This is a genomic window from Bifidobacterium sp. (genome assembly GCF_051876855.1).
Taxonomy (GTDB): domain Bacteria; phylum Actinomycetota; class Actinomycetes; order Actinomycetales; family Bifidobacteriaceae; genus Bifidobacterium.
Genome location: NZ_JBJEIH010000011.1, coordinates 4,174 through 17,473, shown reverse-complemented (window position 1 = coordinate 17,473; position 13,300 = coordinate 4,174). Strand labels below are relative to the sequence as shown.

8 protein-coding genes are annotated in these 13,300 nt (G+C 57.8%); 5 read left to right on the top strand and 3 right to left on the bottom strand.

Annotated elements, in window-relative coordinates:
- The 3 genes from ACI38B_RS00415 to ACI38B_RS00405 all read left to right on the top strand — a co-directional run.
- On the top strand, positions 1-1,611 hold a 1,611-nt coding region (locus ACI38B_RS00415; protein ID WP_439729066.1), incomplete at its 5' end, for a lectin like domain-containing protein.
- Between the two features lie 733 nt (positions 1,612-2,344).
- The gene (locus ACI38B_RS00410) at positions 2,345-3,733 is read left to right on the top strand and encodes an amidohydrolase family protein (protein ID WP_439729065.1); all 1,389 of its coding nucleotides are present in this window, start codon (positions 2,345-2,347) and stop codon (positions 3,731-3,733) included.
- 85 nt (positions 3,734-3,818) lie between these two features.
- Positions 3,819-5,333: a uracil-xanthine permease family protein gene (locus ACI38B_RS00405; protein WP_439729064.1), complete on the top strand. Its 1,515-nt coding sequence runs from the start codon at positions 3,819-3,821 to the stop codon at positions 5,331-5,333.
- A gap of 185 nt (positions 5,334-5,518) precedes the next feature.
- Here the strand turns inward: ACI38B_RS00405 and ACI38B_RS00400 are convergent, their stop codons facing one another.
- Positions 5,519-5,731, bottom strand: a complete 213-nt coding sequence (locus tag ACI38B_RS00400; protein WP_439729063.1) for a hypothetical protein — start codon at positions 5,729-5,731, stop codon at positions 5,519-5,521.
- Between the two features lie 1,598 nt (positions 5,732-7,329).
- Between ACI38B_RS00400 and bsh the strand changes: the two genes are divergently transcribed.
- Positions 7,330-8,280, top strand: coding sequence for a choloylglycine hydrolase (gene bsh / locus ACI38B_RS00395; RefSeq protein ID WP_439729062.1), 951 nt, complete (start codon positions 7,330-7,332; stop codon positions 8,278-8,280).
- Positions 8,281-8,933: 653 nt separating this feature from the next.
- The gene (locus ACI38B_RS00390; RefSeq protein ID WP_439729061.1) at positions 8,934-9,824 is read left to right on the top strand and encodes a DUF559 domain-containing protein; all 891 of its coding nucleotides are present in this window, start codon (positions 8,934-8,936) and stop codon (positions 9,822-9,824) included.
- A gap of 500 nt (positions 9,825-10,324) precedes the next feature.
- Here ACI38B_RS00390 and ACI38B_RS00385 read toward each other — a convergent pair whose 3' ends face one another.
- Both ACI38B_RS00385 and ACI38B_RS00380 read right to left on the bottom strand, forming a co-directional pair.
- Complete coding sequence (locus tag ACI38B_RS00385; protein ID WP_439729060.1) at positions 10,325-12,043, bottom strand: DUF6020 family protein; 1,719 nt, start codon at positions 12,041-12,043, stop codon at positions 10,325-10,327.
- Positions 12,044-12,269: 226 nt separating this feature from the next.
- On the bottom strand, positions 12,270-13,300 hold a 1,031-nt coding region (locus ACI38B_RS00380), incomplete at its 5' end, for an NlpC/P60 family protein (RefSeq protein ID WP_439729059.1).

The following is a 13,300-nucleotide window of genomic DNA, read 5'->3' as shown; positions in this document are numbered from 1 at the left end:
CTGTACATTCAGCAGGGCGGGAAAGGCCAGGTTTCCTCAAATGTGCGCAATGCCCGGGTCATCTCGACTGCGGACGGTACGGCGACCGTCAACGCGACCAATGACCAGAGCAAACGCACCAACCAGTTTGCCATCCACGCCAGCTCATTCGGCGGTGCAAGCAACCACATGGTCACCCTCGCCGGATGGGATGATACTTACAGCAGGTTCAACTTCATGGTGCCATTGCTTGACGGCAACGGCAACACGCGTGAATACGACTCCACTGTCGCCGAAGTCGTGAAGGTGACCTACACGACCGACGTGGACAACACCGTGACCCAGGACTACATCGTGCCCAAGGAAGACGGCGCATGGCTGCTGAAAAACCAGTGGGGAACATACCCGGGCGACCAAGGATTCCACTGGTTGTCGTACATGGACACCACACTGGACGACGTCGTCAGGTACCGGACGGAAGACGCTGACGTGAGCACCGCAGCCGGCAACACCGTACACGAGTACGACACTATCGACCAGTACGATGGCGCCACCGCGCAATCCATCTCAACCAACTCCGAGCCCATGCCCGAAGCGAACATCTTCACCGCCAGCCACGCGCAGCACATCAAGGCGGTCGGGTTGTGGACCATGATGGACAACACCGAGGCTACCATCGACGTGTACGTGGACGGCGACGGCAAGATGCCGACCAGCGGCACCAAAGTCGTCGACGGGCAAGTCGCCGACCTCGCCTACACCGGCTACCACACCGTGAAACTCGACAAGGCGGTCGGGCTCGCCAAAGGCCAGCGGTATGCAGTCGTGGTGACGCTCAAACAAACCAGCGGCAAGGCTGCGAGCAACGGTACGCCCTACTACTATCTCGTGGAAGGCGGCAGCAAGGGAACTTACAACGTGACCTCCAACGCGGGCGAAAGCTACGTGTACTACTACGGGTCGTGGGTCGATTCCACTGAGCTGCGCACCTACCTGGCATCCAATTACACGAGCGGCAACGTGCTTGTCAAAGCGATCGGCACGAGGGACATCGACGTCGAATCCGTGGATTTGGGCGGACGGGGCGCGTGGTCGCACCTGAGCATGCAGCTCGGCAGCACGTTCCCGGTTGATGCTGCGATCACGCCGACGAACGCGACTGACAAGACACTCACATGGCGGTCAAGCGACTCGACCGTGGCATCCGTGGACAGCCAAGGGCGTGTGACCGCACTGCATGCCGGGAACACGACCATCACCGCGCGGGCGGCGAGCGGGGCCGAAGGGCGTCTGGATATCACCGTCGTGTATATTCCCGTGCAGAAGGTGGCGATCGGGCGGAACGATTCGGGTGGATCTGGCGGTTCCGGGGCTGGTGGTTCCGGTGGTACTGCAGATGCTTTCGGTTCCGCAGTGGCCGACTCGCTGAGCCTTGGCGACTCCGTAGTGTTGCAGGCCACAGTGACCCCAGCGGATGCCACGTATTTCAATGGCATCGTGTGGGGGAGTACCGACCCCAAGGTAGTGCGGGTCGACCAGAACGGCGTCGTCACCGCCGTCGGCCGCGGCAGCGCGGCCGTTACCGCGATTGCCGGGCACGTCGGTGCGCTGTACCGGGTGACTGTGAAGTAAGCGCAGACGGCGTGGCAGGGCAGGGGGACGGTGTGGCGGCAGAGGTGGAGAAGCGGACTGGATTGTTTTTCGGTTCTTGTTTTCGGTCTGGTGCGTGTATTCAGTCGGGTTGCCGGGTTGCAGACTGGTGGCTTGTTGACCGGGCGCGTGTGGATTGTTGGTATTCCGCGGTTTTACGGCGGAGATGTGGTTGGCGGATTGTTGCTGGGCGGCGCGTGCGCGGACTGGTTCCGATTTCGTCCCGTGTTCTCCGATTCGGTGTCGGGGTGTCCCGCTGCCCGTCGGAATTCCCGCCTGCTGCGTCGATCCCCTGAGGCCAGTCAATAACGCCGTTCTGATTGAACGAGAAGATTACCTGAACAGTCGATGGCGCACGACACAAGTCAATATGAACCAGACCGGCCCGATGCGGGCATGGAAGAAGTGGTCTTCCCACAAGGACCCGTCATCGCGCTGATGCGTGCGGGCTGAATGACGTCTCGCTCTTGAACTCCCGCACCGCCGCAACCCTGTTTCCACAATGTATCCGAGATGCGCGGGATCGTAACACAATCCGTCAACCGCGTTAACCGGCTGGCCCGTATGGTTGGAGTCACGAGTTTTCTTCGTTTTCCTTGATACCAAAACGCAGGCGGCGAGGCCTCAGCTTCGTCGGGACGAATCCGCAAACGATGCATCGCCCCGAATACCCCTGCTTGGGAAGTTCGCAAGGCGTGCAAGGAAAGTGGGAACCATGAATCAATCTACGAATCAAGTCGAAGAGCCGGTGGACCTTCTGATCTGTCACGTGACGATCTGCACTATGGATGCGTCGCGCCGGGTCATTCGCAACGGTTTTGTTGCCGTGGACAATGGCATGATTGTCCAAATCGCAGAAGGCGCCGCTCCTGCAGACATTCAAGCGAGGCAAACCATTGATGCCGCCGGCCAGGTGCTGCTTCCCGGCTTTATCGACACGCACACGCATATTTTCCAGTCGTTCCTCAAAGGGCTGGGTGCCGACCATCGGCTGATTGAATGGCTGAATCGCTCCGCACTGCCGTATGGGGCGCTGATGACACCGTATCAGCATCGTCTTGCGGCGCAGCTGACCTGCATGGAGGCGCTGAAAAGCGGGTGCACCACCTTGTGCGAATTCTTCTACACCGATCAGGATCCACAGCTGGCCGACGGTTGCATTGCGGGAATGGAAGACACCGGTATCAGAAGCGTGTTCATCCGCACATTCCAGGACACCGGCGAAGATTACGGGATGCCTGCGTGCATGGTCGAATCCGCTGAGCAAGCCATGGACGAAGTTTCCCGGCTGCGCAAGGATTACGCGGACCGCGGTGATATGCTCTCCATCTGGACCGGCCCGGATGTCACCTGGTCCACGACGCGCGAGGGGTATCGCACGATGCTGGATTATTGCCTGTCGGAAAACGTGCGTTACGCCATGCATATTGATGAGACCGAGGTTGACAATGCCATGTGCCGTGAACGCTACGGGCAGGACATTGTCCCGATGCTTGATGACATGGGATTCCTCACGGATAAGATGCTCGGGGTGCATTGCGTGAATCTCACGGATGATGAGATTCGGCGCTTCGCCGACCATGGCGTGTCGGTCAGCTATAATCCGGTGTCCAACATGTATCTCGGGTCCGGGGCTGCACCAATCCGTGAATGCCTTGACGCTGGCGTGAACGTGTCGGTCGGCACTGACGGAGCAGCGAGCAACAATACGACCAATTATCTGGAAAGCCTCAAATTCGCGGCGCTCATCCAGAAGGGTTTCAGCCGGGATGCTGCGAGGATTACGGCCGAACAGACCGTCGCCATGGCGACCAATGGCGGGGCAAAGGCCATCGGTATGGAGGACCGGCTCGGCAGCATCGAAGTCGGCAAGCGTGCGGACCTGGTGCTGTTCGAACCCCGACATCTCACGTCCATCCCGATGCACGACCCATATGCGACCCTCGTCTATTCTGCGACCCCGGAAAATATTGCCGCGACCATCGTCAACGGCAACGTGGTATACCGCAACGGAAACTTCGCGTGCGGTATCGACGAGCGTGACCTGGCGTCGTCAATCGAAACTGAGCTGGACAAATTGCGTCGACAGATTGCAGGCAACTGACCGGGTCAACTGCACATAGAAATTAGTAATTCTACCAAATATCTACCAAATATCACACCTTCCATCATCGTTCAGGAGCATCATCATGACTCAACAACACAGCCAGCATCTCATTGCTGGGGTAAACGACAAGATTCCGGTAGGAAAATCACTGGTCCTCGGTCTCCAGCACGTACTGTCAATGGACCTTTACATCATGCCTCTGATTCTCGGCGGCGCCATCGGATTGAAAGGTGGTGACCTTTCGTTCCTTCTGCAAATGAGTTTCTTCGCATGCGGTATCGCGACTCTGCTGCAAAGCGGCCTGTTCATGAAATACCCGATAGTCCAAGGCCCCTCGTACGTGCCGCTCGCCGCGCTATGCGCAATCGGCGCCACCATGGGCATACCCACCATGATCGGCAGCCTGTTGCCCGGAGCAATCGTCATCATGCTGCTCGGATTGACGAAGGCATTCTCGAAATTCATCCGCAAGGCGATTCCGCCATTCATCGGCGGCATCATCATCCTTATCGTCGGACTGACCCTCGTGCCGACCGCGGTGACGGGAGTGTTCAGCACAAGTGGGAACTTCACGGTGAATGCGGTCAGCGGATGCGTAACGTTCGTTGTGCTGCTCGCGTGCATGATCGCCCAGTACCGCATGCGCAACAGCCGGGTACTGCACATGTTTTCCGTCATCATCGCATTGGTGTCCGGCACGCTGGTGGCGTGGATTATGGGAGGAACGGATTTCAGCGCGGTCGGACAGGCCTCATGGCTTTCCCTTCCGCAGGTTTTCCACTTCGGTGCCCCGCAGTTCAATCTCCAGGCTTGCCTGCTGATGACGGTCGTGTACCTGTTCGTGCTGCTCGATACAACGGGAACATGGTTCACCGTGCAGGCGATTACCGGTGAGCGAATGGAAGATGAGCGCATAGACCGGGGAACCATTGGCGAAGGACTCGGATGCCTGGTCGGGGCGTTGTTCGGCGGGACCCCGATGACCGGTTACTCCTCAAACGCCGGGCTGATCGCCATCACCAAGGTGGCGTCCCGTCGGGTCGTCATCGCGGGCGGCGGCATCTTCGTGTTCCTTGGATTCTGCCCGAAACTCATGGCCGTCATCACCTCGCTGCCGACCCCGGTAATCAACGGTGTATTCGCCATGGTATGCATGACCCTGATCTCCAACGGCGTGAAAATGGTCAAAGACACCGTGATGGATGACCGGGCGACGATGATACTCGGCGTTTCGGTGATGAGCGGCGTGAGCACCATGATCCTGCCGGATTCGGTGATTCAGATGGCACCGCAGTTCATCCAGTATTTCCTGTCGTCCGGCATCGCGGTCGGAGGAACGGTCGCGATTGTCTTGCAGCTGCTGCTCCCGAAGACACGGGGGAGTGAGACTGCGCAGGTGCAGGAAACTGATGTTGCGGGCGATAGTGAAGCTGGTAGTGCGGTCGGCGGCGCTGGACTGAAGTCCGGGGCCAGGGTCGGTGATGATGATAGAACCGATGTTGGCGCTGGTGCTTGTGCTGGTGCTGTTGGTGCTGCTCGTGTTGCCGATACTGATGCCGTCGGTGCTGTTGGTGCTGTTGGTGCTGCGGCGGTCTGATTCTGTCCGTGTCATCAGCACTGTCCAAAGCGCAGATGCCGGTGGTACCGGGGCTGTTTCCGGTGCTGCTCGGATCTCCGGCAGTCGCTTGCGCTCGAAAATCCGCCATCCAAACTGGTTACGCTGAGCCCGTTCTCAGCGTAACCAGTTTGGATAGCGGTCTATCCGTCTTTGGCCGATCCGCATCATCCCTTCTCGAGATAGTCAAGGCCTTCAATTTGTTGCAGTGCGATGTATTCCTCGAATGACAGGGCGCCCATGGCTTGTTTTCTGCGAAGGGTTGCTGCGGAGCCATATTGCCGTTCGATGTTCCGGCGGCGCTCGCTGATTTCCTTGTCTGTCAGCATGATCGGATTGGCGATTCGATGCGGCTCAGCCAGTGCTGTTGGTGAATCCATGGGTTCCTCCCTTCGTGGTTCTCGTGACCTTCACGGTGTTCGCGGTGCTGTTAGACCAAGCGTATGTGATGGTGGTGTCAAATGATAGTGCGTCGGATGCCAGAGTTGCAGTGGTGGTGGCGGCTTGATGCTTGGCGGTTGAGTGAGGACTGATTTCGATGTCGCCATGTTATTTCGGGTTTGGTCCGTGGGCTCGGGCTGTTGCGTGGCAGATGTGCCGGTGGTTGGTATCTGGGGTGCTGGTGGGTAGTTGGGATTCCATGGGTTTTCGGTGTGGTGGGTGGTGATGGATGCGTGTTGGTCGGCGCTCGTGTGGACTGGATCGGTTTTCGGCTCCCGTTCTCCGGTTTGGTCCGTGGTTTGGGTGGCTGGGCGGATGGCCTGGCGGTGGTTGATTGTCTCTGCGCGTGTGGGTTGTTGGAATTTAGCGGTTTTGTGGTATCGCAGGGATTGATGGTCGGGTGTCGGCCGGTGCCGGTGTGGACTGGTTCCGATTTCGGTGTGTGTTCTCCGATCCGGTCTACGGGTACGGGTGGTTGTGTGGTTGGCGGGCTGGTGGTTGGTACTGGTCTTGCTGGCAGGTCGTTGGAGTTCTGTGGTTTTGCGGTGTGGCAGGTGGTGATGGATGTGTGTTGGCCGGTGCCGGTGTGGACTGGATTGGTTTTATGCTCCTGTTCTCTGGTTCGGTCCGTGGTTTGGGTGGTTTGGGCAGATGGCCTGGCGGTGGTTGATTGTTGTGCTGTGAGCCGACCGTTGGGATTCCGCTGATCTCCGGTGTGGTGGGTGGCTGGTGTCTGCGTGTTGGTCGGTGCCGGTGTGGACTGGATTGGTTTTCGACGTTCGTTCTCCGGTTTGGTCCGTGGTTTGGGTGTTTCATGCGGGTGACCGGGCGATGGTTGATTGTCGTAGTGTGCGTGATTCATTGGAATCAAGCGGTTTTGTGGTGTTGCCGTAGCGGATGGACTAGTGCCGGCCAGTGCTCGCGTGGACTGGTTCCGATTCCATCCTGTGATCTCCGATTTGGTCTCGGTACGCGACTCGCCCTGTCGCCTCATCGCCTTGTCATCATGTCATTACGCCATTACTTCATTACGTCATCGTGCCATCACGTCATCACATCATCACCTCGACTCCGCATCTCGTCGCATCACTGACCGGTCAGCCCGCCAACCGGTCAGCCCGCCAACCGGTCGGCCCGCCAACCAGGCGCTCGCCGGTCTCATTCCGCTCTCCGTCCCCGGCCCCCTATTCACCCCATCAATCCACCCCCAATCCTAAAAATAACCTGAAAATCCTCTACCGTTTTCGTAAATGCAAGACGTGCGCTTTCAATGCGCAACCCCATGCCATTCCCGCATGATATCAAGGAAAATAACTGATGAACACGCCCCCAAACCTCCACATCCTTGCAATCCGGAAACGCTATGCTCGATAGTGAAAACAACAACGCGGATGATCGGAATCGCCGCACGCCGGAACGCCGGAGCGCCGCAACGTCAGCACGCCGGAACGCCGGCGCATCAGACAATCCGACGGCGAGACTAGAACCGAACAATCCGTAGGCCCCCACGAGGGGTGGTATGGAAGGAGCAGGTGACATGTGCACTGGTGTTCGTTTTGCAGATGAAGACGGGAACATGTATTTCGGCCGCAATCTCGACTGGTCGTTCTCGTACGGCGAGAAGATTGTGGTGACGCCGCGCGGCTACCAGGCGCCGGTCGCGTACAATGCGACGGTCGCCAACCCGAAGCCGGTCATGGGCGTCGGCATCATCGTCGAGGGCATGCCGATGTACTTCGACTGCGCAAACGACGAGGGTTTGGCGGTCGCCGGCCTGAACTTCCCGGGATACGCCCAGTATGCGGACGCTCCGGTGGACGGCACGGTCAACGTCGCCGCCTACGAGCTGCCGTTCTGGATCGCCCGCAGCTTCTCCACCGTTGACGAGGTCGAGGAAGCCCTGAAGAACGTGACCGTCGTGGGCAAGCAGGTCAACGAGCAGTATCCGGTTTCGTTCCTGCACTGGATCGTCGGCGACGGCAAGCGCAGCATCGTGATCGAGGCCATGGCCGATGGCATCCATGTGCATCATGATGGCGTCGACGTGCTCGCCAACCAGCCGACCTTCGACTGGCACACCGAGAACCTGCGCAACTACCTGAGCATGGATCCGCGCGTCCCCGAGCCGGTCAAGTGGGGCACTCAGGAACTCAGCGCGTGGGGCTCCGGCTCCGGCATGCGCGGCATTCCGGGCGACTACAGCTCGCCGTCGCGTTTCGTGCGCGCCGCCTACACGAACGCCCACTACCCGGCACAGAAGACCGAGGAGTCGAACGTTTCCCGCCTGTTCCACACGCTGGATTCCGCGGCGATGGTGGACGGCTGCGCGCTCATGAGCAACGGCCAGTATGAGAAGACGATCTACACGAGCGGCTTCTCCGCCAAGACCAACACCTACTACAAGAACACGTACGAGGATCCGGCCATCAAGAGCTACCGCATGGCCGACTTCGACCTTGAGGGTGCGCAGCTGCAGACCGCCGAGTGAGTTGGGTGGCTGGCAGGTGGCTGCTTGACTGAACAGCTGGAATGGCTGGTGCGGGGCGCTGAGTGCACGCGGGATGACCCGTGGGTTGCCTAGCGCCCCCGCATTGTTCTGTGCTGCTGGTTCGTGGATTGTGACAAGTACATCGTCGACAGACAATGCTGTTGCTGTAGAAAAATGAGGGGATGTACGATGGATGGTCGAGAACAGCGACAGACTGAAGAATTATTTGCATGCAGCGGCATAATAGGGGCGGTGACTTTGCTGCGAAATATGCGGTGGTGTGATTTTGTTCTGCTGCGGTGCCTCTCGTAAGCGTTTTCGACTGTCTATCTGTGCTATCCGTAGTACCTGCCGGAGATCAACTCACCTACGAGGGTTCGCCGATGCCCGATATCGAAGATAGAACTGTTGGTATTCCGTGGTATGTACTTGCGAATCAGGCATCGGCGAACCCTCGTAATGAAGATACGTTCTAGCAGGTACTACGGATATGCGAGATATCAGCTCTCCCATACCATAATTCCATCAATACACGAGATACTTGTCACCAGACTTTGTCGGTAATCAGATGGACGGGCGGCGTCGCACGACTTCTGACCACATCTTCAATTCCGGCTCGCGCGTGGCGGACAGGATTCACTAGGGTTGCTGTCATGGCAGATAATCCTATGTATCAGCACGACATCATCCAAAACCATGCGGCGGCACTGCGAGCGTGTGACGAGGCCCGCAACCGAACCTCGATGACTCTGGTGTTTACGCTGTCGACAGCCTTGGCGCTGCTTGGCATCGAGCCGCCTCGCGAACGAACGCGCTTACAAGACGATGTGGTGTATGCAGCAGTTCACCACGAGAGTGATCGCTGGCGAGTGAAAGGCGTGCGCTTCGTCACTTGGCAGGGTAGTTTCGAGACCGTAGTTTTGCAGCGTGGCAGGTTTCGCTGCGTTCATGCGGTGTATGTGTGGGCGATGTATGCTGCTAGGTTGTCGCTGCAGGAGCTGGTTGTGCTCGGCGATTCGATGATGCGGCGTAATTCGCGTGGCATACGGATAGAAGATTTTATTCGGTTGTTGCGGGAACTGCGTGAGGAGGCGCAAGAGCGGAGTTTGCGGCTTCCTCGAGGGTTCCGGTCTATGAGCAGGGCGGTGCGGTTGATGCGGGAGGACACTGATTCTTCGCAGGAGACCCGGCTGCGTTTGTTGTTGATGCGCTATGGCTTGGGCTGTCCCCGTATCAATGTGCCGATTTGCATTCCTGATTCGGGCCGGTTGTTCTATTTGGATATGGCATATCCCGAGAAGAAGCTGGCGATTGAGTATGATGGTACGCATCATCGCGACCAGTGGCTCGCAGACTGTGATCGATTGAAGTTCATTGATGAACAGGGCTGGCAGCATATTCAAGTGACTGCATATGATTTGTCAAGTAAGGAACAGATGGAGCGACTCGTTTCATTGGTGGCTAAAAAGTTGGGGATGGATGCGTTATCGAGTCCGCTGACGTTGGAGCAGGTGGCGGATGGCCGTCGGGTCTGGAACCGCTGAGGCAGAGGTGCACGTTATTGGTTCGGGAAGGGAAGAGCTGGATATGGGGGAAACAGTTTCGGCCGCGTTCATCTTGTCTGATTGGTGGGAATAATACTGGTTTCACAGGGCGATAGGCGCGAAACTAGCTCGTTCGGAGTAGTTGCTAACGATATGCGTGAGTGGTGGTCTGATGCCGGAAGGCAGAGATGGGAGAATCCGATGAACACCTCACTCGCATCGGCTATCTGCGTTATCCGTAGTATGTGCCGGATGCCATCTTGCCTACGAGGGTTCGTGGATGCCTGGTGCCGAAGATAGAACCATTGACTTTGCATGGCTTGTGCTTGCGGTTAGGGCAATAATGAAACCCTCGTAATGGAGAAACGTCCCGGCACATACTACGGATAGACTAGATACATGCCTTCAGGTACCACAGGGAAGCGAGATGTGCCGGCATAGGCTGCATTCGATTACAGTGATGTCGCTGTGCTCATACCTCATCAATGTCAATCGCCAACTCACAGAGCACGATTCTCCTGACCAACTGTGAACATCGCGCACCCGATCGGAGCGATGAACACCATAGGAATCACATACCGCATGCCTTCGTACGAAACACTCGACCCGGAAATCCACAGGAAAGGCACTGTGGCGAGCATCGGTATCAGCCAAGCAGCCTGATTCCAAGACATCGTACGCGTACGCAGCCTACGTACGGCAAGATAGCACTGCATGAAGGGCAGCCAAGTCGCCCAGAATGCGCGGCAGAACCACGGCTGGAGGAAGAACTGCTCGTTCAGCCATGCGAAGCCCTGATCCAACCCTGAGTAGAACAATGCGTGACTTGACACGGGTAGCCCAGAGTCAGAAGCGTTCGGCGCCAAGGACGCTCTCGTGTACACGTATGCCGGGCGCATGCCGGAGTATATCGATTCGTATGCCGCTTGGTTCGGCATGGCGACCCAGCCTTGTTCCAACAAGAAATATGCGCGCAAATATGTTGTCGGGTACTTCACCCCGTTACGCAGCCACACACGCAAGAACGGCTTCAACAACTGTTCACGCTGGGACGTCCAATGCGTGCCTTTGATGGGATCGACAGCCGGCCAGAAGAACTTGTTGGCGGCATCGGGCTCGAGAATCCCTTCGAACACGTCACGATCCGCCTGAGACAGCTCGCCACCATGCTCTTTCAACAACAGTGCCGACTGCTGCAACGGAACAGCAATCATCTCCTGCTTGCCGCCAGCCACAATATGGCACAAGGGGAACAAGATGCCGGGCAATACCAGAAACATGACGATGGCGCTCGCCAATACTGTTCCTGCCAGTCGGAGCTGTGCCTTTCGGCCTGCCACGACCAGCATCATGAGGATCCCCGCGATGATTACAGTGTAGATGCCGGTTTTCTTGGTGAGCGATACCAGCAGTGCCAGTGTGCTGATGAGGATCCAGGCTTTCGGGGTCGTGAGGCTCGCACCGCGTGTGCGTGCCGCTTCCAGGCATTGTACGGAGAACAGAAGGAAGCAGGGGAGAAACACCGCGTCCTTGACCATTGCCATGGCATATATTGGCACGAACGGGAATAGACAGAAGAACCCGTATGTGAGGAGGCATGCCCGTCTGCTGGCTCCTGAACGGGCAAGATAGCGGACCACGTATACCAGCACGGCTATGGATGTGGCGGTGATTGCCGTTGTGTAGAGAGCGACGCCGAAGGCCGGGGAACCCACACAATCGCCAAGTTGGTAGAACAGTCCGAAAATCAGGGTGTCGAACACCGGGTGTTGATCGGACCATGCGCCACTGGTAATGGCGTTTGGCTTCCCCTCCCATTGCAGCACCTGCTGCACGGTGTCATACCAGATTGCGCCGGGGAAGGCCAACACGTAGTAGGGGAGCCAGCATACTGCCATGATGGCCGCGGCCTTGAAAGCGGATTTCCATCCGCCGGTGAAATCGGGGGGAATCCTTTGCAACAGATGGATTGCGGATTGGTGGGGGCTTGCGCTCTCTGCATCCTTGACGTTCCCGGTATCTTCCGGATGTGCTGACGCAAGTTTCGCTTGTATGGGTGTTGTCTGTTCGGATTTGCCTTCCAGCCATGCGATGAACCGTTCAAACAGCAGTGTCAAAATGAAGAAGAATGCCGCAAAGACGAGGATATGCGGCAGTCGTCTGGCACGTCCTGCCTCTCCCTCATTGAGGTATGCGCAATACTCGGCAAGCGTCGCCAAGATGATGCTGCAACAGACCAACCCCAGTCGTGGTATCCGATGATGCTCTCGCACAGGGGTTTGTTCTGAAGATGCTGATGACGCTGAAGACGCCGTTATTCCCTCCATCATGGCTAACAGCCTAGCAAGAACGGGATACTGAACAACCGACAAAGGAAAAGAACCGCGAGAGCAGATTGTTCTCACGGTTCTTTTCTACTATGCCCTGTGTTGCAGGCGTTTCCAATCAGATGATTGGCCGCGCGGCACCTGTGGGGTGTCGGTTACCGGCGTACATATTCGCAATCCGGACGCGTGGGGGCATGGCTTCAATCACTTGGTCATTGCCCAGATAGATGGCAACGTGACCAGGATAGAAGATCAGGTCTCCGCGCTGTCGCTGACTGACCGGAATATGCAGGAAGCGGGAATCGTTGCTCATGTTGTTCGCGTCATGACTATGCCACGGGTCATACCAATGTGCGGTCGGATTGTAATCGTGCAGGTCCATGCCGGTCGCATAGAGTGACTGCATGACGAGTCCCGCGCAGTCCACGCCATTGCCTGGCTGCATGGCGTAATCCCAAACATATCGGGTTCCGAGATAGTCATATGCCCTGCTGATGAACGCATTCACCACTTGGTCGCGGTTGGCGTTGATGCTGATTCTTGACGGGGATGCGTACCCGAATGCCCCTCCAGGAACACTGACATTGCACGAGCTCATCTGGAAGAACCCACCGGGATTCTGATAGCCGATTTTCCCGCAGCCGGCAATGGAACCGTGTTGGAATCTCTGGGAAGGCCCTGTCTGATCTTCGACCGGGAAGCCGTATTGGCCCTGCTCATAGCGGGCAGCGGCATACTTGCTCAGAGTCGTGCCGACTACCGGGTGTGCTCCTGTGGTGTTGGACCAGAAGACGACGCCGTGTTGGAAGGTCTGGGATGCGCCGCCTTTGACGGTGAGTTCGTCGCCGGTTGGCCAGCCGAGCCAGCCGTTCTCCCAGCCGTGGGCGCTCCAGTATTGTTGGATGGCGCCTCTGGTGAAGCGGGCGCCGGTGCTTGGCGACCAGTGGATCTGACCGTTCTGGAATGCCTGGGATGTGCCGCCCCTGAGTTTCATCCCGTCGTTGACCGGGAAGCCGAGGAGACCCTGCTCGTATTTCAGGGCCGTGTATTCCCTGAGGATGTTGTCGCGTACCGGGTGTGCGCCGGTGGTGGGCGACCAGAAGACGACGCCGTGTTGGAAGGTCTGGGATGCGCCGCCTTTGACGGTGA

Coding starts and splice junctions, on each gene's coding strand:
- ACI38B_RS00390 (WP_439729061.1), top strand. CDS start 8,934: ATGGCAGATAATCCTATGTATCAGCACGACATCATCCAAAACCATGCG.
- ACI38B_RS00405 (WP_439729064.1), top strand. CDS start 3,819: ATGACTCAACAACACAGCCAGCATCTCATTGCTGGGGTAAACGACAAG.
- ACI38B_RS00410 (WP_439729065.1), top strand. CDS start 2,345: ATGAATCAATCTACGAATCAAGTCGAAGAGCCGGTGGACCTTCTGATC.
- bsh (WP_439729062.1), top strand. CDS start 7,330: ATGTGCACTGGTGTTCGTTTTGCAGATGAAGACGGGAACATGTATTTC.
- ACI38B_RS00400 (WP_439729063.1), bottom strand. CDS start 5,731: ATGGATTCACCAACAGCACTGGCTGAGCCGCATCGAATCGCCAATCCG.